The following is a 19,643-nucleotide window of genomic DNA, read 5'->3' as shown; positions in this document are numbered from 1 at the left end:
CCTCCGAGCTCCTGCGGCTGCATCCCGAGCGCTGTCAGCGAATTAGGATTTGCGCTACTTTACCCGCCATAATCGATTGTTACCTGAAGATCGAGCCTCTCGACCCCGATCCTGTCGTGCAGCTCCCCTCAGCCGGCGCCGAGCGCCGTGCGCACCGCGTCGGCCGAGCGCAGGGCCGCGTCGCGCAGCGCGCCCGGGTCCGGGCCGGCGCCCAGCACCTCGCGCGAACTGGCGGCCAGCACGTACCGGCGGGCGTCGCCGAACACGGTGCGCAGGCCCTCGGCGGTGGCGCCCTGCGCCCCCACCCCGGGCGCCAGCAGCGGCCCGTTGACGGCGGCCAGGTCGATGCCGAGGTCCCGCACGGCATCGCCCACGGTGGCGCCGACGACGAGGCCGACGTCCCCCATCGGCGGCACACCGGCGTTCTCCGCGGCGGCGGCCTCGGCGACCGCGCGCGCCACCGAGCGCCCGTCGGCACCGCGCGCGTGCTGCACGCCGGCGCCTTCGGGGTTGGACGTCAGCGCGAGGACGAACACGCCGCGGCCGTGCTCGGCGGCCACGTCCAGCAGCGGCTGCAGCGAGCCGAAGCCCAGGTACGGGGAGGCGGTGACGGCGTCCCCGGCGAGCGGGGAGTCGCCGGCGAACGCGTCGGCGTAGGCGGCCATCGTGGAACCGATGTCGCCGCGCTTGGCGTCGACCACCGTCAGCAGCCCGGCGTCGCGGGCGTCGGCGACGACCCGTTCCAGCGCCGCGACGCCGCGCGAGCCGTGCCGCTCGAAGAACGCCGCCTGCGGCTTCAGGGCCGCGACGTTCCCGGCGAGCGCCTCGACGACGGTGCGCCCGAACCGCTCGACGCCGGCGGCGTCGTCGCCCAGCCCCCACGCCGCCAGCAGCGGGGCGTGGGGGTCGATCCCGACGCACAGCGGGCCGTGCTCGGCGACGGCCGCGGCGAGGCGGGCACCGAACCGCTCCCCCGCCCCGGCCGCCGCGGCGCCGCTCACGCGCGGAACCCGTCCCAGGCGGCGGCCAGCTTCGCGGTGTGCTCCTGCAGCGGCGCCACGGAGGTGCCGTGCCCGGCCCGCAGCGCCTGGATGGCCTGCACCGCGGCGGCGAGCTCCTGCACCGTGGTGATGATGGGTGCACCGACCGCGGTGGAGGCGGCGCGGATCTCGTAGCCGTCGGCGCGGGCCTGGTCCCCGGAGGGGGTGTTGACGACCATCGCGACCTGCCCGGCGGCGATCTGCCCGACGATCGTCAGCTCGCCGTGCTCCCCGGTGCCCTCGGAGCGCTTGCGCACGACGGTGGAGGCGATGCCGTTGCGGCGCAGCACCGCGGCGGTGCCCTCGGTGGCCACCAGCGTGAACCCGAGGTCGGCCAGGCGCTTCACGGGGAAGATCATGGCTCGCTTGTCGCGGTCGGCGACCGAGATGAACACGGTGCCGGAGGTGGGCAGCCCGCCGTAGGCGGCGGTCTGGGCCTTGCCGAACGCGGTCGGGAAGTCCGCGTCGATGCCCATGACCTCACCGGTGGAACGCATCTCCGGCCCCAGCAGGGAGTCCACGACGTGCCCCTCGGCGGTGCGGAACCGGGCGAAGGGCAGCACGGCCTCCTTCACCGACACCGGCGCCTCCGGCGGCAGCACCCCGCCGTCACCGCGAGCGGGCAGCAGGCCCTCGGCGCGCAGCTCCCGGATGGGGGTGCCGGCCATGAGCCGCGCGGCGGCCTTGGCCAGCGGCACGCCGGTGGCCTTGGAGACGAACGGCACGGTGCGCGAGGCGCGCGGGTTGGCCTCCAGCACGTACAGCACGCCGGCGGCGAGGGCGAACTGCACGTTGAGCAGGCCGCGCACGCCCACGCCGCGGGCGATGGCCTCGGTGGCGCGCCGCACCCGCTCCAGCTCGGCGCGGCCCAGGGTGGCCGGCGGGATGACGCACGCGGAGTCGCCGGAGTGGATGCCGGCCTCCTCGATGTGCTCCATGATCCCGCCGAGGTACGTCTCCTCCCCGTCGAACAGGGCGTCGACGTCGATCTCGATCGCGTCGTCGAGGAAGCGGTCCACCAGCACCGGCCGTTCCGGGGAGACCTCGGTGGCGGTGGCCATGTACTCCTCCAGGGACGCCTCGTCGTAGACGATCTGCATCCCGCGCCCGCCGAGGACGTAGCTGGGGCGCACCAGCACGGGGTAGCCGATGCCCGCGGCGATGGCCTTCGCCTCCGGGAAGGAGGCGGCGGTGCCGTGCTTGGGCGCGACGAGCCCGGCCTGCTCCAGGACGCGGCCGAAGGCGCCGCGCTCCTCGGCGAGGTCGATGGCGGCCGGGGAGGTGCCGATGATCGGCACCCCGGCCTCCTCCAGCTTGGCGGCCAGGCCCAAGGGGGTCTGCCCGCCGAGCTGGACGATGACGCCGGCGACGGGGCCGCAGCGCGTCTCGGCGTGCACGACCTCCAGGACGTCCTCCAGGGTGAGCGGCTCGAAGTACAGCCGGTCGGAGGTGTCGTAGTCGGTGGAGACCGTCTCGGGGTTGCAGTTGACCATGACGGTCTCGAACCCGGCCTCGCGCAGCGCGAAGCTGGCGTGCACGCAGGAGTAGTCGAACTCCACGCCCTGCCCGATGCGGTTGGGGCCGGAGCCGAGGATGACGATCGCCGGCTTCTCGCGCGGGCGGGTCTCGTCCTCCTCGTCGTAGCTGGAGTAGTGGTACGGCGTGGCGGCGGCGAACTCCGCGGCGCAGGTGTCGACGGTCTTGTAGACCGGCCGCACGCCCAGCGCGTGCCGCACGCCGCGCACGACGGCCTCGTCCATGTGCCGCAGCTCGCCGACCTGGGCGTCGGAGAAGCCGTGCCGCTTGGCGTGGCGCAGCAGGTCGGCGGTGAGCTCGTCGGCCTCGCGGACCTCCACGGCGATCTCGTCGAGGAGGAACAGCTGGTCGAGGAACCAGGGGTCGATGCGGGTGGCCTCGAACAGCTCCTCGGGGGTGGCGCCGGCGCGGATCGCGCGCATGACGAGGCCGATGCGCTCGTCGGTGGGCTGGCGCACGCGCTGCAGCAGGTCGCGCAGGTCACCGGGGTCGCCGGCCCAGCTGAACGACGCTCCGCGCTTCTCGGTGCTGCGCAGCGCCTTCTGCAGGGCCTCGGTGAAGTTGCGGCCCATCGCCATGGCCTCGCCGACGCTCTTCATCGTCGTGGTCAGCGTGGGGTCCGCGGCGGGGAACTTCTCGAACGCGAACCGCGGCACCTTGACCACCACGTAGTCCAGCGTCGGCTCGAAGCTGGCGGGCGTGGAGCGGGTGATGTCGTTGGGGATCTCGTCGAGGGTGTACCCGACGGCCAGCCTGGCGGCGATCTTCGCGATGGGGAACCCGGTCGCCTTGGACGCCAGGGCGGACGAGCGCGACACGCGCGGGTTCATCTCGATGACGATGATGCGCCCGTCGTCGGGGTTGACGGCGAACTGGATGTTGCAGCCGCCGGTGTCCACACCGACCTCGCGGATGACCGCGATGCCGATGTCGCGCATGCGCTGGTACTCGCGGTCCGTCAGCGTCATGGCGGGCGCGACGGTGATGGAGTCGCCGGTGTGCACGCCCATGGGGTCGAAGTTCTCGATGGAGCAGACGACCACGACGTTGTCGGCGCGGTCGCGCATGAGCTCCAGCTCGTACTCCTTCCAGCCGAGGATGGACTCCTCGAGGAGCACCTCGGTGACCGGGGAGTGGTGCAGGCCCTGACCGGCGATGCGGCGCAGGTCCGCCTCGTCGTACGCGAAGCCGGAGCCCAGCCCGCCCATCGTGAAGCTGGGCCGCACGACCACCGGGTAGCCGAGGTCGTCGGCGGCGGTGAGGACCTCCTCCATCGAGTGGCACAGGTGGCTCCTGGCCGACTCGGCGCCGCAGCGCTCGACGACGCCCTTGAACAGCAGGCGGTCCTCGCCGAGCTTGATGGCGTCGACGTCGGCGCCGATGAGCTCCACGCCGTGCTTCTCCAGCACGCCGGACTCGAACAGCGCGATGGCCGTGTTCAGGGCGGTCTGCCCCCCGAGGGTGGCCAGCAGCGCGTCGGGCTTCTCGCGGGCGATGATCGCCTCGACGGCGGCGGGGGTGATGGGCTCGACGTAGGTGGCGTCGGCCATCTCCGGGTCCGTCATGATCGTGGCGGGGTTGGAGTTGACCAGGACCACGCGCAGGCCCTCGGCCTTGAGCACCCGGCACGCCTGGGTGCCGGAGTAGTCGAACTCCGCGGCCTGGCCGATGACGATCGGGCCGGACCCGATCACGAGGACCGAGGAGATGTCGGTGCGGCGGGGCATCAGGCGTCCTTCTCGGTGGCGCCGGTGGCGGCGGGGTTCTCGGTGGTGTCCGCGACGCCCGTGTCGTCCACGAGCTGCGCGGCGGGGACGCCCTCCATGAGGGCGAGGAACCGGTCGAACAGGTAGGAGGCGTCGTGCGGGCCGGCCGCCGCCTCGGGGTGGTACTGCACGCTGAACGCGGGCGCGTCCAGGCAGCGCAGGCCCTCCACGACGCCGTCGTTGAGGCCGACGTGGCTGACCTCGGCGCGCCCGTACGGGGTGTCGCGCACCTCACCGGCCTTCCCGTCGACGGCGAAGCCGTGGTTGTGGGCGGTGACCTCGACCTTGCGGGTGGCCAGGTCCATCACGGGCTGGTTGATGCCGCGGTGGCCGTACTTCAGCTTGTAGGTGCCGTACCCGAGGGCGCGGCCGAGGAGCTGGTTGCCGTAGCAGATCCCGAAGAACGGGATGCGGCGCTCGAGCACGCCCTGCAGGACCTCGATCTCGTGGGTGGCGGCGGCGGGATCGCCGGGGCCGTTGGAGAAGAACACCCCGTCCGGGGCGGAGCCGTCGGGGCCCGCGGTGAGCACCTGCTCCAGCGAGGCGGTGGAGGGCAGCACGGTGACCTCCACGCCGCGCTCGGCCAGGCGCTGCGGAGTCATCGACTTGATGCCGAGGTCCACCGCGGCCACCGTGAAGCGCCGCTCGCCGACCGCCGGCACCGTGTACGGCTCGGGGGTGCTGACGAGGGAGGCGAGGTCGGTGCCGACCATGTCCGGGGCCTCGTGCACGGCGCGCAGCAGCTCCGCGTCGGGGCGCTGCGCGGCCTCGCCGGAGAAGACGCCGACCTTCATGGCGCCGCGCTCGCGCAGGTGCCGGGTCAGGGCGCGGGTGTCGACGCCGGAGATGCCGACGACGCCCTGGGCGTCCAGCTCCTGCTCCAGCGAGCGCTGCGAGCGCCAGTTCGAGGGCACGCGGGCGGGGTCGCGCACGACGTAGCCGGCGACCCAGATGCGCGAGGACTCGGCGTCCTCGTCGTTGTACCCGGTGTTGCCGACGTGCGGGGCGGTCATGACGACGACCTGGCGGTGGTAGCTGGGGTCGGTGAGGGTCTCCTGGTAGCCGGTCATGCCGGTGGAGAACACCGCCTCGCCGACGGTCTCGCCGACGCGACCGTAGGCGCGGCCGCGGAAGGTGCGCCCGTCCTCGAGCACGAGGACCGCGGGGACGCGCGTCCCCCGCTCCTGCCTGGCCGTCGTGGTCACTGGGCACCTCCGTTGTCCTCGCCCCGGCGCGCTGCGCGCACGAGTTCTTCCACCTGTTCGGCGAACCGCGCCCCCTGTGCGGGGTGGCGGGGTTTGACGCCGGTGTCGACGACGCGGTCCCCCAGCCGCCAGCGCAGGATCACCAGGCCGTCGCCGCGGCCCACCCACTTGCCGACCATGCCGGGCCCGTGCCCGACGCCGACGATGTCCGCGGTGGGCACCACGAACGAGCGGGCGCCCTGCCGCAGGAACCCGACGCCCTCGTCGACGAAGCCGACGGCGACGGCGCTGCGGGTGCCCAGGCCGTGGGCGGCGATGCGGTCCAGGGAGTTCTCCGCGTCCGTGGTGGACACGTAGACGCCCTCGACCGCGTCGCGCAGGCCCTGCCAGTCCTTGGAGCCGACCGGTCGCGGCAGGGTCTTCTGGCGCAGCGCGCGGCCGCGGTAGCCGGTGAACATCATCCGCCACAGCAGCAGCAGCGCGACGATCAGGATGATCGTGCCGACGAACTTCACGACCGGCTCCCCTCGGTGTCGTGCCGGGTGTCGTGCCGGGTGTCGTGCCGGGCCTCGCGGTCGACCGGGCGCCCGTCGCGGACGGTGGCCCGTCCGCGCAGGAACGTGGCGACGACCCGGCCGGGCAGCTCGGTGCCGCGGAACGGCGAGTTGCGCCCGGCGGTGGCCATGGCCTCGGGCTCGACCGTCCAGCGGGCCGCGGGGTCGACGAGCACGAGGTTGGCGGCGCTGCCGACGGCCAGGGGCTGGCCCTGCCCGGCGAGGCGGCCGATGCGGGCGGGGGCGGCGGACATGCGGTCGGCCAGGTCGGCCCAGGTGAGCAGGCCGGTGTCCACCATCGTGTGCTGCACGACCGACAGGGCGGTCTCCAGGCCCGTCATGCCCATCGCGGCGGCGGCCCACTCGCAGTCCTTGGCCTCCACCGGGTGCGGGGCGTGGTCGGTGGCGACGACGTCGATGGTGCCGTCGGCCAGGCCCTCGCGCACGGCCTCCACGTCGGCCTGCGTGCGCAGCGGCGGGTTGACCTTGTAGACGGGGTCGTAGCCGCGCACCAGCTCGTCGGTGAGGAGCAGGTGGTGGGGGGTGACCTCGGCGGTGACCTGCACGCCGCGGGCCTTGGCCCACCGGACGATCTCCACGGACCCGGCGGTGGACAGGTGGCACACGTGCAGGCGGGAGCCGACGTGGTCGGCCAGCAGCACGTCGCGGGCGATGATCGCCTCCTCGGCGACGCTGGGCCAGCCGCGCAGGCCCAGGACGGAGGAGACGGCGCCCTCGTTCATCTGCGCGCCCTCGGTCAGGCGCGGTTCCTGGGCGTGCTGGGCGACGACGCCGTCGAAGGCCCGCACGTACTCCAGGGCCCGCCGCATGAGGACGGCGTCGGAGACGCAGTGCCCGTCGTCGGAGAAGACGCGCACGGCGGCGGCGGAGTCGGCCATGGCGCCGAGCTCGGCGAGCTGCCGACCGGCCAGGCCGGTGGTGACGGCGCCCACGGGCCGCACCTGCGCCCAGCCGGCCTCCTCGCCCAGGCGCTGCACCTGCTCCACGACGCCGGCGGTGTCGGCGACGGGGAAGGTGTTGGCCATGGCGAAGACGGCGGTGTAGCCGCCGGCGGCGGCGGCGCGGGTGCCGGAGGCGACGGTCTCGGCGTCCTCGCGACCGGGTTCGCGCAGGTGGGTGTGCAGGTCCACCAGGCCGGGCAGGGCGACCAGGCCGCTGGCGTCGAGGACGTCGGCGCCAGCGGGGGCGGTCAGGCCGGTGCCGACCTCGGCGATCTCGCCGTCGCGCAGCAGCAGGTCGGCGACCTCGCCGCCGAGCAGGCGCGCGCCGGTGACCAGGGTGGTGCTCACGAGTCGCCTCCGGGGGTCCGGCCGTCCGGCGTCTCGCCGGCCAGCAGCAGGTAGAGCACGGCCATGCGCACCGCCACGCCGTTGCCGACCTGCTCCACGATGGTGGAGCGGGTGCTGTCGGCGGCGTCGGCGGAGATCTCCAGGCCGCGGTTCATGGGGCCGGGGTGCATGACGAGGGCGTGCTCGGGCAGCAGCGCGGCGCGGCGGCGGTCCAGGCCGTAGCGGCGGCTGTACTCGCGGGCGGAGGGGAAGAACCCGCCGCCGTCGGTGGTCATCCGCTCGGCCTGCACGCGCAGCATCATGACCGCGTCCGGTGCGCCGGAGCGCAGCGCGTCGTCGAGGTCGTGGGAGACCGCGCACGGCCAGGTCTCCACGCCCACCGGCAGCAGGGTGGGTGGTGCGACGAGGGTGACGCGGGCGCCGAGGGTGTGCAGCAGGAGCACGTTGGAGCGGGCGACCCGCGAGTGGAGCACGTCGCCGACGATCGTGACGTGCACGCCGGTGAGGTCCTCGCCCACCCCGGCGCCGCCGGGCCCGGGGCGCAGGTGCCGGCGCACCGTGTAGGCGTCCAGGAGGGCCTGGGTGGGGTGCTCGTGGGTGCCGTCGCCGGCGTTGACGACGGCGCCGCTGGTCCAGCCGGCGTGCGCCAGGCGGTGCGGGGCGCCGGAGGCGGGGTGCCGCACGACGACCGCGTCGGCGCCCATGGCCTGCAGCGTCAGCGCGGTGTCCTTCAGGGACTCGCCCTTGGAGACGCTGGAGCCCTTGGCGGAGAAGTTGATGACGTCCGCCGACAGCCGCTTGGCGGCGGCCTCGAAGGAGGTGCGGGTCCGGGTGGAGTCCTCGAAGAAGAGGTTGACCACGGTGCGCCCGCGCAGGGTGGGCAGCTTCTTGATCTCGCGGCGCTGGGTGAGCGCCATCTGCTCGGCGACGTCGAGGACCCGCACGGCGGCGTCGCGGCCGAGGTCGGCCGCGGACAGCAGGTGGCGCCTCACCGCGCTCCCCCCTGCCCGGCCGCACCGGGGGTGCTGATCTCGACGGCGTCGCGCCCGTCGGTCTCGGAGAGCAGGACCCCGACGCGCTCGGCGGAGGAGGTGGGCAGGTTCCGCCCGACGTGGTCGGCGCGGATGGGCAGCTCGCGGTGGCCGCGGTCGACGAGGACCGCCAGGCGCACCGCGCGGGGGCGGCCCAGGTCGTTCAGGGCGTCGAGGGCGGCGCGCACGGTGCGGCCCGAGTAGAGGACGTCGTCCACCAGCACGGCGACCTTGCCGTCGACACCGCCGGCGGGCAGCTCGGTGGGCAGCAGGGTCCGGGTGGGGTGGTGGCGCAGGTCGTCGCGGTACATGGTCACGTCGAGCGAGCCGACGGGGACCTCGGCGCCTTCGACGTCGGCGATGCGGGCGGCCAGGCGGTGCGCCAGCGGCACCCCGCGCCGCGGGATCCCCAGCAGCACCAGGTCCGCGGCCCCCTTGTTGGCCTCGAGCAGCTCGTGGGCGATGCGCGTCAGCGCCCGCTGGACGTCGGCTCCCTCGAGCAGGACACGCCGGGCAGCAGTCACCACGGACCTCCTTCCCCGCCTCACGGGACGGATCCTTAAAGGACGTCTGGTGCGGTCCGCCGGAGCGGGCCGCGGTCAGCGTCACCCTACAGGGGGTGCGCGGGCGTCCCCGGCGGCCCGTGCGGAGCGCGGACGGGCTCACCGACACTGTCGTTGTGAGGTCAAGCGCTCACACGGAGTAATGAACTTGGTGCCGAGAGAGTGGAAAGTCCCTGGACAGGCCCATGATGCGGCGGGTCAGCTTGACGAAGTTGTTCACGCTCCGTGAGCATTCTCGTATGGCATCGGACTACTCCCGCGCACTCGGATCGCGCCTTCGCGCCATCCGTACCCAACAGGGGCTGTCCCTGCACGGCGTCGAAGAGAAGTCCGAGGGACGGTGGAAGGCCGTCGTCGTCGGCTCCTACGAGCGAGGCGACCGTGCAGTGACCGTCCAGCGACTCGCAGAGCTCGCGGACTTCTACGGGGTCCCGGTCTCGGCCCTCCTCCCCGAAGGCGCCCCTCAGGGCAGCACCGAGCCGCCGGCGCGGCTCGTGCTCGACCTCGAGCGCCTGCAGGAGGTGCCCGCCGAGAAGGCCGGGCCCCTCGACCGCTACGCGAAGACCATCCAGTCCCAGCGCGGCGACTACAACGGCCGGGTGCTGAGCATCCGCGCCGACGACCTGCGCACCCTGGCCGTGATCTACGACGTCCCGGCCACCACCCTGTGCGACGAGTTCATCGCCTGGGGCGTGCTGAACCCGGACGCGCGCCGCGCCGTCGAGCACGGCTGAGCAGCACCGGACGCACGACGGCCCGGCCACCCCGAGAGGGGNGGGGAGGCCGGGCCGTCGTGCGTTCCGCAGCGGGCGGGCGCGCTCGCGCCGGCGCACCCCGCGGGGTGCGACGGCGCCGGGGCGCCGTCAGGCGGTGAGGGTCTCCTTGAGCTCGGAGATGCGCGCCAGCAGGCCGTTGATGAACTTCGGCGACTCGTCGGTGGACAGCTCCTGGCTGATCTCCACCGCCTCGCTGATGGCGACGTGGTCGGGCACGTCGTCGGCGTGCAGGACCTCCCACACGCCGATGCGCAGCACCGCGCGGTCCACCGCGGGCATCCGGTCGACCGTCCAGCCCATCGAGTACGTCGAGAGGACCTCGTCGATGCGGGGCATCTCGGCGACCACGCCCTCGACGAGGGTGACGGCGTAGTCCCCCACCGGCGGGTCCGCCCGCACGATCCTGTCCTTGAGCACGGTCAGCGGCTCCAGGCGGCGCTGGTCGGCCTCGAAGAGGACCTCCAGCGCGCGCCGGCGGGCCTTGCGGCGGGCCGCCACGTCAGTTCACGCGGCCGAGGTAGTCGCCGGTGCGGGTGTCGACCTTGACCTTGGTGCCCTGCTCGAGGAACAGCGGCACCTGGATCTCCGCGCCGGTCTCCACGGTGGCGGGCTTCGTGCCGCCGGTGGAGCGGTCGCCCTGCAGGCCGGGCTCGGTGTAGGTGATCTCCAGCACCACGGAGGTGGGCAGCTCCACGTACAGCGGGGTGCCCTCGTGGGTGGCGATGATCACCTCCTGGCTCTCCAGCATGTAGTTCGCGGCGTCGCCGACCGTGGCGGGCGGGACCATGACCTGGTCGTAGGTCGAGGAGTCCATGAACACGAAGTCCTCGCCGTCGCGGTACAGGTACTGCATGTCCCGCTTGTCGACGGTGGCGGTGTCGACCTTGGCGCCGGCGTTGAAGGTGCGGTCGACGACCTTGCCGGACAGGACGTTCTTCAGCTTCGTGCGCACGAAGGCACCGCCCTTGCCGGGCTTCACGTGCTGGAACTCGACCACCGACCAGAGGTTGCCGTCGAGGTTCAGCACGGTGCCGTTCTTCAGGTCGTTCGTCGATGCCACGTCGTCTCTCAGTCCGTCTCGTCGTCCGTGCGTCCCGCGGGCCGGGACCGGGCGCGGGTGTGGTGCCTCCATCGTACCGAGGACGGCGCGGGCACCCCGCCCGCGCGGGTCAGTCGCGGCTGATCTCGGCGTAGGCGGCCTGCAGCAGGGCCGGGTCCGGCCCCTCCAGCCGGCCTGGCCGGCCGATGCCGTCGAGCACCACGAAGCGCAGCAGCGCGCCGCGGGACTTCTTGTCGCGCTTCATGGCGTCCAGCAGCTGCGGCCAGCGGTCGCCGCGGTAGGTCACCGGCAGGCCCAGGGACGTCAGGACGGCGCGGTGCCGGTCGGCGTCGGCGTCGGAGAGGCGCCCGGCCATGCGGGCGAGCTCGGCGACGTAGACGAGGCCGACGCTCACGGCGGCGCCGTGGCGCCACTGGTACCGCTCGACGAGCTCGACGGCGTGGGCGAACGTGTGCCCGTAGTTGAGGACCTCCCGCAGGTCGGACTCCTTCAGGTCCTCCCCCACCACGCGCGCCTTGACGCGCACCGCGCGCTCCACCAGCTCCTGCAGGACCGGCGAGCGCGGGTCGGTGGCGGCGTCGACGTCGGCCTCGACGAGCTCGAGGACGCGCTCGTCGGCGATGAACCCGCACTTGACGACCTCGGCGAGCCCGGCGCGCAGGTCGTGGGCCGGCAGGGTGTCCAGGGCGTCCAGGTCGCACAGCACACCGGCCGGCGGGTGGAAGGAACCGACGAGGTTCTTGCCCTCGGCGGTGTTGATGCCGGTCTTGCCGCCCACGGCGGCGTCCACCATCGCCAGCAGCGTCGTCGGCAGGTGCACCACCCGCACGCCGCGCAGCCAGGTCGCGGCCACGAACCCGGCCAGGTCGGTGACCGCTCCCCCGCCGACGCCGACGACGGCGTCGGAGCGGGTGAAGCCGGACTGGCCCAGCACCGTCCAGCAGAACGCGGCCACCTCCGCGGACTTCGCCTCCTCGCCGTCGGGGACCTCCGCCAGCACCGCGTCCAGGCCCTGCGCGACGAGGTCCTCGCGCACCGCCTCGCCGGTGGCGCGCAGGGCGCGCGGGTGCACCACGAGGACCTTCTCGGCGCGCTCGCCGAGCAGCCCGCGCAGCTCCCCGAGCAGGCCGCGCCCGACGAGCACGTCGTAGGGCGCGTCCCCGGGCACGGTGATCCGGGTGGGCTGGGTGGGCTCGCTCATCGGTCCTCCGGGTCTCGCGCGGTGCGCTGCGTCTCGATGCGCCCCAAGACGTCGCGGGCGACCTCCTCGGCCGCCCGCCCGTCCGTGGGCACCGCGACGGTAGCGACCTCGTCGTACAGCCGCTGACGCGCGGCGTGCAGCTCGGCCAGGTCGGGGCGCTGCAGGAGGGGGCGGTTGGCGTCCCCGGCGGTGCGGGCGCGGGTCTGCTCCAGGCTGACGCGCAGGTGCACGACGGTGTGGGCGCGCAGCCGCTCCCGGGTGGCCGCGCGGCCGCAGGCACCGCCACCGAGGGAGACGACCGCGGCGGGACCGGCCAGGACGTCGGCGACGGCCCGCTCCTCCAGGTCGCGGAAGGCGTCCTCGCCGTCGGTGCGGAACACCTCCGGGATCGGCCGGCCCGCCCGGGCCTCGACGACGTGGTCGGTGTCGGTGAACGGCAGACCCAGGGGGGCGGCGAGCAGGCGGCCCACGGTGGTCTTGCCCGCGCCCATGAAGCCGACGAGGACGATCACGGTGGGACTCCTGCAGGCTCGGTGAAGAGGGCTGCCGAATCATAGACCCGCCCCTACCGATGCCCCCTTACGGCATGACGACAGCCGCGGCCCCTCTCACCGCCCTTCCCCGAGTAAATCGGAATGCAACGCAGAGCGAGCCTCTTCCATCGTCGCTCACCCGGTGAGGGCGAGGTTCTGCACGACGATGGAAAAGGATCAGTGACTCCGGCAGGTCCGCTCAGCCACGGATCCACAGTCCTGGGGCCGCCATCGATCCTGATGCCGCCCACCCTGCACCGACGAAATGCCGGGGTGCCGNCGAGCGGACCGCGCTCGGCACCCCGGACTCAAGGGATGACGCTCAGAGTCGAAGTCCCGCAAGACCCGCCTTGGCGATGAAGGACCTGTAGTAGACGAGGCCAGCCTTGGTGATGGCCTGCTGCGCGGCGGGACGGTAGCGATTGTAGTTGTTGATCGCATTGATTTCCTGCTGATCACTGATGTCGCTGCGCTGCGACAGCTGGTAGTTGCAGTTCGCGAGGCCAGTCAGGTGCACAGCCTGGGCCAGGCTGCTCTGGCGCAACCGCTCCGCCTTGTTGGCCGCTTCAGTGTACCTGGTCAGACAGTTGTTGAAAGCAGTAGCCGCGGGCGAGAGCGCATTCGCCGGCGCCGCCGTGGTCACGAAGCCACCGAGCACCACGCCCGCTCCTACGACGACCGCGGCTGCCCTGCGACGGAAAGTGTTCCTCATCACCCAACTCCTCGGATCACGCCACCGTCACGGAGATCCACAGCCGGTCGCGCGCAGCTGATCCGGCACGGATCTCCCGTAGGCCCCTTGTCCCTGGTGGCTCATTCACAACCGTAGCGAGCTGGCTCGGGAACACGCGCGATTCCTCAGTCGCGTCACTCGAAAGCACCCCCTTCGACACCGGCAACCCATAGGCTGTCGCTCGCTCAACTAGTTCAGGGGGCCACTTCGACAGCGCGGAGCGAAATCGAGCAAGGAGACGCGGCAGAAGCAGGCGAGCCCCTGGGGCGTCGTACTGAGCCAGGCGCAGGCTGGTCCGCGTAGCCATCGGCGTGAGGGTCCGGTCCCGCGAACTGATCGGCGGTGAGCTCCGAGAACTCCTCGCCCCACGTCCCCAACAGCACTGCCAGCAGCGCACGAGCGGCTGCGCGAGTGGACCGCCGACGGCACCCCGGAAACGCATCCCGGCCGAGGTCGCCCAGGACGACTCCATCGTCAGCATCGACCACACCGGCACCCAGGCCCACGGGCACTCAGCCGGTGCCCGGAGAGATGGGGCTGCGGAGCTGCAACCGGCACCCGCGCCTCGAGCGATGTCACCACCGGCGAGACGTACGCGCGCACCTCGACCCGCCCGGCGCTACGCCGAAACGCAACAGAGCATCCATCCCCGCGAATGTCGACCAGCGTGCGCACCGCCGAGCCACAGGTTCCGCCGGCGGGAGCGCACCCGTCTCCGGCGCCGATACCTACCGCCAGAGCACCGTCGTCGAACGCTGCATCGACCGCCTGGACCAGTCGTGGACCTCCGCCACCCGTCACGCCGAGCGGGCTGCGTACTCCCGCTGCGAGGCGCTCACCGCTTGCACCATGCTCCATCTCCAGTGATCCGTAGGGCACGTTCTGGGCACCGGCTCCGTCAGGGGCCGTGCAGGAGAAGGGGTGAGCTGACTGGGCGCAACGCCACTGACTCGAGGGGAGGTGAGGTCGAAGCAGACCCTCCCGGCTGCCACCGACGGCTCGCCGCCCAACGTCGTCCAGCACCTCGGACGTCACCGCTAGACGGTCGAACGCACCCCCATCCTGCTGCTCAGGCATGAACGCCCGCTCTTGCGCTGAGACACCAGCGCGTGCACCATCACCGCTCTGACCTGGCTCGCGGGCCCCCCTCATCCGCGCCCGAAGGCCACCCTCGATGAACTGCTGCACCACGTCCGAGGTGCTCGGGATACCCTCACCGTGAGTGCCGGCGCAAGACGTCGGCTGGACGGGAGCAGGGCCCGCACCCCCGGTGGGGTGCGGGCCCTGCTCCGCGGCGGGTGCGGTCAGCGCACCGCGGAGTCGCCGAAGTAGACGACGTGGTCCGTCTCGTCCTCGGACGACGTGCGCCCCGAGGACGTCGTCACCAGCTTGAGGTTGCGAACGCCGCGCACGTCGACGTCGATGCTCGCCGGCTGCCCCGCGGCCACGTCGTAGCCGCCGAGCAGCCGCTCGTCGCCGAACACCTCGACGCGGGCGGTCAGGCCCGAGGTGACGCCGTCGGCGACACCGGCGACCGCGGTGAACCGCGAGTGACCTGTGCCGATGTTCCACACCCGGTACTCCGCGTTGCGGATGTCCGTGGTGCTGGTGGGCACGTACGTGGAGAAGGCCGCGGTGCGCGGGTAGAACACCCCGCCGATCGTGGCGTGCGACTGCACGTAGGTGGCGTTGCCCTCCGGCTGCGCGAACTCGTCCAGGTACTTCTTCTCCCCCGCGCCGCAGGAGGTCCGCTTGGCGGCGACCTCGGAGTACGAGCCGTTCCCGCCCACGGCCTGGATCTGATCCGGCGACAGGCGTTCGATCTCCAGGTTCACCCGCTGCGGCAGGCAGTGCTGGGGCGTCAGGAGCACCGGGGAGGAACGACGGCCGGCGGAGGCCCCGGCGGCGATGGCGTCCGGCCAGGCGGAGCCGCTGGCCAGCTCGACCCACGGTGCCCCGGCCGGGAAGTACGCCTCGCTGGCGGCGACCGCCGTCTCGTAGCGGTCGGCGCCGGAGAGACGGCGGACCTGACCGCTCGTGTACTGCGCCAGGTCGCCGGCGACGGCGGCGCTGACCGACTGCTCCCCGCCCAGGACGGTGATGCGCTGCGGCGCCAGGCGGGCCAGCTCCGCGCGCACGCTGTCGGGGATGTGGCCGGGTTCCACCACGAGCACCGGCGAGTCCACCGACGCGGCCGCGGCGGAACCCGCGAGCGCGTCGGCGTAGTCGGTTCCGGTGGCGATGACGACGTCGGCGACACCGGGCGCGAACGACGCCGCGGAGAGCTTCGCCGCCGTCTCGTACCGGTCGGCACCCCCGACGCGGGACAGCTCGGCCCGCGTGTTCTGCCGCAGCCACGTCAGCACGTCAGGGCCGACGGCCGCCTCGCTGCCCACGACGACCACCTTGCGGTAGTAGCCGATGACGGCGCGGACGTCGTCGGTGAGCTGCTCGCGCGGGGTGAGGAAGATGTTCGACCCGCGGTGCCCCGCGACCGCCCCGGCGGTGACGCCGTCGGCGTAGTTCGCCCCGGTGACGACGTACGCGGTGTCGCGGGCGGGGTCCTCGAGGGTCGCCGCGGTCGCGTACCGGTCCACACCGTAGGCGCGGTGCGCCGTCACCGGCGTGGGGGTCGCCGCCGCGGAGGCCGCGCCCGCCACGGTCGCCAGGCCCACGAGGGCCGCGACCGCACCGGTGCGCCGGCGGGCGCTGGTGCGCTCAGAACGAGACGCCATCGGACTCACCTCCACCGAACGTGCCGAAGTAGATGTTCCCGGCGGTGTCCTTGAAGTAGGTGCCCGCCGCGGGCAGGTCCTCCACGTCGGGAGCGCTGCCGAGGAAGGTCAGGCCCGTCCCCTCGACGACCGCACCCTCGGAGTACAACTCCCCAGGCTCGCGGTCGATGCGGATCCAGGTCTGCTTGCCCAGCACGCCGTAGGCGCGGACACGACCCTGCGGGTGGCCCACGACGGCGTCGGGCAGCAGCACCTCACCCTCCGGGTCGGAGGTGATGACCCACCCGGTCCGCGCGTCGTTCTCGGCCGTGAAGACGGCCTTGACCGCGGGGACCTCGCCCTCCGCGGGCGCGGTCGCCTCACCCACCAGGCCCCCGTAGCGGATGCCGAGCGGGTAGACCAGGCTTCCCTCGGCGATGCGCACGTCCTCACCGGCGATGCGGAAGATGCCGTAGGCGTCCGTGCCCGTCACGAAGGACACTCGGGGCACCGTCCAGCCGGGGGCGGTGGACCGGGTGCCCGACGGGGTGGCCGACACGCTGGGCTCGGGAGCCGAACCGGTCGTGGTCGGAGCGGACGTCACCGGCGCGGTCGTGGTGGTGGTGGTGCCGGAAGACGCGCCCCGGCTCGGGACGACCGAGGCGACCGTCGTCGACCTGCTGGAGGCGCTCGCCACGGCGGTCCCCCCGGAGGTGCTGGACGAGGCGACCTCCTCCACCCCGAGGAGGGGATCGCTCGCTGCGGTCGGCATCGCCGTGCCGGCGAAGATGTCGCGACCACCGGCAGCGAAGGCGACGGCTGCGCCGTCAGGGGAAGACGTGGCGACCGGCGGTGTGACGACCCCGCCCGCGTAGGGACTGACGGCCTCGGCGCCCGAGGGAGCGCTGCTCAGCCACAGGAAGCTCGCGGCACCACCGCCGATGACGGCCACGCCGAGCGCACCAGCCAGCAGGGAACGCACCACACGGGCGTCGAGACGGCGCACGCGACCTTCGGGGAACTCCTCGGTCATGGCCTCGCCCGGCTGCGGCGAGGGAGAGGCGGGGGAGCTGGAGAAACTCATGGTCGCGTCCCTCAGGTGGTCTCGGTGGTCGTGGCGCTGGGCGGCGTCAGGGCCGGGGTGGTGGCGGTGGCGGCGGGTGCTTCGGTGACGGCTCCCGTGGCGGGCAGGACGAAGATCCTGCCGATGAGGGTCGTGGTGACCGCGGAGGTCGTCCCCGCCGCGGAGTCCTCCGCGGCCAGGCTCGCGTTCTCGAGCAGCAGGTAGCGCTTCATGTCCGCCTGCACCTGCTTGACGAACAGCTCGGTCTGCGCGAAGGAACCGCTCACCGCCACGGTCACCGGCAGGGCGGAGATCGCCGTCCCGGAAGATGCCGGTGCGGTCGCCGCCGCGGGATCCACACCGGGGGTGTAGGCCTCCAGGGCGCCGGGGGTGATGCTGACGAGCGTGACACCTGCCGACGTGGCGTACTGCTCCAGGGAGCGCAGCAGGGCGGGGACCTCGACCTCGGACGGGAACTCCGACCGGATCTCGGCGAGTTCGGCACGCCGCTCGGGCAACGTGGTGAACTGCGCCTGCAACTGCTCGGTCTTCAACCGGATCGACGCGTTGGACGCCTCTGCCGCGGCGCGGTCGGTGGCGAGGTCCGCCGCCACGGCGCGCTGGGGCGAGATGACGAGGAACCACGTGGCCAGCACCAGCGCCAGCGACACGAGGACGGCGCCCGCCGTCCACAGCTTGGTCTTCGAGATGCTCATGGGGTGCTCCTGTCGTCCCGCGTCACGAACCGTGCGCGAGCGCGGCCGACGTCAGGGTGCTGGACGTGGTGAAGGTGACGGTGCCCTGCTCGTCGCGCTGCGAACTGGAGAGCGCGGTGGCGTCCAGACCGTCGATGGCCTCCAGCGACTCCATCCAGCCGGCGACCTTGTCCTGGCTGTTCGTGGCGCCCGTGACGCTCACGGTCCCGATGCCGTCGGCGACCACCGGGGTGGTGCCGTCCACGGTGCCGCTGCTGCTGCCGCTGCCCGCCGTGACGGCGATCGTCAGCGAGGTCAGCGACAGGTCGGTCGGCGCTCCCGCGGCGATGCGGTCCAGGTAGGCGTACAGCGGCACCTCGTGGGCCTTCGCGGTGTCCCGCGCGCTCTGCACCTGCGCCAGCTCGCCGAGGACCTGCGGGACCTCGGCGTACTGCTGCTGGGCGCGCTGCAGCGCGGGCGTCTTCGCCTGTTCGACGTCGAGCGCCTCCTGCGCGGTGGACACGTGGCCCAGGGTGATGATCGCCGCAGCTCCCGCCATGCCGACGACCACGGCGACACCACCCGCGAGGGCCAGCTGCAACCGGCGGAAGGCGCGCTGCTGGCCGATCTCCGGGGGCAGCAGGTCCACGCGGACGACGGTCTGCTGCGTGGCGACCGCCTCCAGGGTCTGGAAGCTCATGCGATCGCTCCGAGTGCGAGGCCGACGGGCACGGCGGCGAGGGGCTGGATCTGGAGTAGCTGGCTCTCGTCGAGCCCGGTGCTGCCCAGGTGGAGGGGCGCGATCGGGTTGCCGGCGACCACCTCGAGGCGCGTGGCGGACGACAGGCCCTCCACGACGCCGGCGAGCAGGGAACCGCCTCCGGTGACGACGACGCGTTCCACGCGGAACTGCGGGTTGGACGCGGAGTAGTAGTCGATGGAGGTGCGGATCTCGTCGACGAACACCTCGCTCATGAGCTGCACCGCGGTCGCGGCCCGCTCCTCCTCGGCCTCCTCGACCGATTCGGTCTGACGCTTGACGGCCTCGGCGACGTCCATGGGAACACCGAGGCGCTCGGCGATGGCATCGGTGACGTCCTGACCGCCGGAGAGCAGGATGCGGACGAACCGGGGCGCGCCGCCGGAGTGGATGACCAGGTTGGTGACGCGGGCACCGATGTCGATGAGCGCCTCCGTGGCCGCGGGTCCGAAGGAGCTGCCGACGGAGCGCAGCACCGCGAAGGGGGTCAGGTCGACCGAGGCGACCTGCAGGCCCGCGGCGGAGGCGGCGTCGACGTTCGACATGACCATCTCTCGGGCCGCGGCGACCAGCAGGCCGCGCAGCGTCCGGGAGCCGTTCTCGCGCAGCTCGGCGACCGGGTGGAAGTCGATCACGCAATCGGCCACGGGCAGGGGCAGGTAGTCCTGGACCTGCAGCGGCAGGGACGACTTCAGCTCCCTGGCCGGCATCCAGGGCAGGTCGACCTGACGGACCACGACCCGCTGGTTGGCGACACCGAGGGCGACCTTGCGGGACTTGAACCCGCTGCCCTTCCACAGCGTCCGCAGGGCCTCGCTGACGATCTGGCGGTCGACGACCTCACCGTCGCGCACGGCCCCCTCCGGCAGGGCGACCTGCCCGAACTTCTCGAGCGTGATGCCACCCTTGCCGTAGGACAGCTCGGCGGCACGCACTCCCGACGTTCCGATGTCGAGGCCGATGGCGGTACGTCCGGGCACGTCGCCTCCTTCATGGGTCAGTGGGTCGGCCCGCGGCTGGCGCCGGCGGTGGTGGTCCGGCGCTGTGCGCCGGGGTGGGTCGTCCGTACCGTGATCGGCGCCCGGGGTGAGGCGCTTGAGCGT

At 73.0% G+C, this 19,643-nt stretch carries 18 protein-coding genes; 1 reads left to right on the top strand and 17 read right to left on the bottom strand.

Annotated elements, in window-relative coordinates; all coding sequences use genetic code 11:
• Positions 1-128: 128 nt before the first annotated feature.
• Genes pyrF through pyrR form a run of 7 tightly spaced genes read right to left on the bottom strand, consistent with a single transcriptional unit; the run spans position 129 to position 8,966 of the window.
• Entirely contained in the window at positions 129-1,001 is an 873-nt protein-coding gene (gene pyrF, locus MN205_RS11065) for an orotidine-5'-phosphate decarboxylase (protein WP_242127181.1), read from the bottom strand.
• Positions 998-4,303: a carbamoyl-phosphate synthase large subunit gene (gene carB / locus MN205_RS11060; RefSeq protein ID WP_242127180.1), complete on the bottom strand. Its 3,306-nt coding sequence runs from the start codon at positions 4,301-4,303 to the stop codon at positions 998-1,000. The genes pyrF and carB overlap by 4 nt, the downstream gene beginning before the upstream one ends.
• Positions 4,303-5,547: a glutamine-hydrolyzing carbamoyl-phosphate synthase small subunit gene (carA, locus tag MN205_RS11055; RefSeq protein WP_242127177.1), complete on the bottom strand. Its 1,245-nt coding sequence runs from the start codon at positions 5,545-5,547 to the stop codon at positions 4,303-4,305. The genes carB and carA overlap by 1 nt, the downstream gene beginning before the upstream one ends.
• Positions 5,544-6,062 carry a hypothetical protein gene (locus MN205_RS21855; RefSeq protein ID WP_242127176.1) on the bottom strand — a complete coding sequence of 173 codons (519 nt, stop codon included), beginning with the start codon at positions 6,060-6,062 and terminating at the stop codon, positions 5,544-5,546. Before MN205_RS21855 ends, carA begins: the two co-directional genes overlap by 4 nt.
• Positions 6,059-7,411: a dihydroorotase gene (locus MN205_RS11045; protein WP_242127174.1), complete on the bottom strand. Its 1,353-nt coding sequence runs from the start codon at positions 7,409-7,411 to the stop codon at positions 6,059-6,061. Before MN205_RS11045 ends, MN205_RS21855 begins: the two co-directional genes overlap by 4 nt.
• A complete protein-coding gene (locus tag MN205_RS11040; RefSeq protein WP_242127172.1) occupies positions 7,408-8,403 on the bottom strand; it encodes an aspartate carbamoyltransferase catalytic subunit in 996 nt (331 codons plus the stop codon). Before MN205_RS11040 ends, MN205_RS11045 begins: the two co-directional genes overlap by 4 nt.
• Entirely contained in the window at positions 8,400-8,966 is a 567-nt protein-coding gene (pyrR, locus tag MN205_RS11035; protein WP_242127169.1) for a bifunctional pyr operon transcriptional regulator/uracil phosphoribosyltransferase PyrR, read from the bottom strand. Before pyrR ends, MN205_RS11040 begins: the two co-directional genes overlap by 4 nt.
• 278 nt (positions 8,967-9,244) lie before the next feature.
• On the opposite strand from pyrR, the gene MN205_RS11030 reads away from it, so the two are divergent.
• Entirely contained in the window at positions 9,245-9,739 is a 495-nt protein-coding gene (locus MN205_RS11030; RefSeq protein ID WP_166609695.1) for a transcriptional regulator, read from the top strand.
• Between the two features lie 129 nt (positions 9,740-9,868).
• On the opposite strand, the gene nusB is transcribed toward MN205_RS11030, so the two are convergent.
• From nusB to pilM, 10 genes are all read right to left on the bottom strand, one after another.
• Complete coding sequence (gene nusB / locus MN205_RS11025; protein WP_242127167.1) at positions 9,869-10,279, bottom strand: transcription antitermination factor NusB; 411 nt, start codon at positions 10,277-10,279, stop codon at positions 9,869-9,871.
• A gap of 1 nt (position 10,280) precedes the next feature.
• On the bottom strand, positions 10,281-10,841 hold the full coding sequence (efp, locus tag MN205_RS11020) for an elongation factor P (protein WP_242127166.1): 561 nt from the start codon (positions 10,839-10,841) through the stop codon (positions 10,281-10,283).
• A 109-nt stretch (positions 10,842-10,950) separates the two neighbouring features.
• Entirely contained in the window at positions 10,951-12,042 is a 1,092-nt protein-coding gene (aroB, locus tag MN205_RS11015; protein ID WP_242127164.1) for a 3-dehydroquinate synthase, read from the bottom strand.
• Entirely contained in the window at positions 12,039-12,554 is a 516-nt protein-coding gene (locus MN205_RS11010) for a shikimate kinase (RefSeq protein ID WP_242127162.1), read from the bottom strand. The genes aroB and MN205_RS11010 overlap by 4 nt, the downstream gene beginning before the upstream one ends.
• A gap of 343 nt (positions 12,555-12,897) precedes the next feature.
• Entirely contained in the window at positions 12,898-13,287 is a 390-nt protein-coding gene (locus tag MN205_RS11005; RefSeq protein WP_242127160.1) for a hypothetical protein, read from the bottom strand.
• Between the two features lie 1,325 nt (positions 13,288-14,612).
• On the bottom strand, positions 14,613-16,043 hold the full coding sequence (locus MN205_RS11000) for a cell wall-binding repeat-containing protein (RefSeq protein ID WP_242127158.1): 1,431 nt from the start codon (positions 16,041-16,043) through the stop codon (positions 14,613-14,615).
• Complete coding sequence (locus tag MN205_RS10995; protein WP_242127157.1) at positions 16,027-17,106, bottom strand: hypothetical protein; 1,080 nt, start codon at positions 17,104-17,106, stop codon at positions 16,027-16,029. The genes MN205_RS11000 and MN205_RS10995 overlap by 17 nt, the downstream gene beginning before the upstream one ends.
• Positions 17,107-17,117: 11 nt before the next feature.
• Positions 17,118-17,801 (bottom strand): hypothetical protein, encoded by a 684-nt coding sequence (locus tag MN205_RS10990; RefSeq protein ID WP_242127155.1) that lies wholly within the window; start codon positions 17,799-17,801, stop codon positions 17,118-17,120.
• 22 nt (positions 17,802-17,823) lie between these two features.
• Positions 17,824-18,480: a PilN domain-containing protein gene (locus MN205_RS10985; RefSeq protein ID WP_242127153.1), complete on the bottom strand. Its 657-nt coding sequence runs from the start codon at positions 18,478-18,480 to the stop codon at positions 17,824-17,826.
• Positions 18,477-19,520, bottom strand: coding sequence for a type IV pilus assembly protein PilM (gene pilM, locus MN205_RS10980; RefSeq protein ID WP_242127152.1), 1,044 nt, complete (start codon positions 19,518-19,520; stop codon positions 18,477-18,479). Before pilM ends, MN205_RS10985 begins: the two co-directional genes overlap by 4 nt.
• Positions 19,521-19,643: the final 123 nt, after the last annotated feature.

The sequence above is a fragment of the Kineococcus sp. TRM81007 genome (assembly GCF_022669155.1).
Taxonomy (GTDB): domain Bacteria; phylum Actinomycetota; class Actinomycetes; order Actinomycetales; family Kineococcaceae; genus Kineococcus.
Note: the sequence above shows the minus strand (reverse complement) of the source record. Positions and strands in the feature narration are given on the sequence as shown.

What these genes read in the sequence shown, in the direction of transcription:
- MN205_RS11005 (WP_242127160.1), bottom strand. Translation starts at nt 13,287, where the DNA reads ATGAGGAACACTTTCCGTCGCAGGGCAGCCGCGGTCGTCGTAGGAGCG.
- MN205_RS10995 (WP_242127157.1), bottom strand. Translation starts at nt 17,106, where the DNA reads ATGAGTTTCTCCAGCTCCCCCGCCTCTCCCTCGCCGCAGCCGGGCGAG.
- carB (WP_242127180.1), bottom strand. Translation starts at nt 4,303, where the DNA reads ATGCCCCGCCGCACCGACATCTCCTCGGTCCTCGTGATCGGGTCCGGC.
- MN205_RS11030 (WP_166609695.1), top strand. Translation starts at nt 9,245, where the DNA reads ATGGCATCGGACTACTCCCGCGCACTCGGATCGCGCCTTCGCGCCATC.
- MN205_RS10990 (WP_242127155.1), bottom strand. Translation starts at nt 17,801, where the DNA reads ATGAGCATCTCGAAGACCAAGCTGTGGACGGCGGGCGCCGTCCTCGTG.
- MN205_RS10985 (WP_242127153.1), bottom strand. Translation starts at nt 18,480, where the DNA reads ATGAGCTTCCAGACCCTGGAGGCGGTCGCCACGCAGCAGACCGTCGTC.
- MN205_RS11000 (WP_242127158.1), bottom strand. Translation starts at nt 16,043, where the DNA reads ATGGCGTCTCGTTCTGAGCGCACCAGCGCCCGCCGGCGCACCGGTGCG.
- aroB (WP_242127164.1), bottom strand. Translation starts at nt 12,042, where the DNA reads ATGAGCGAGCCCACCCAGCCCACCCGGATCACCGTGCCCGGGGACGCG.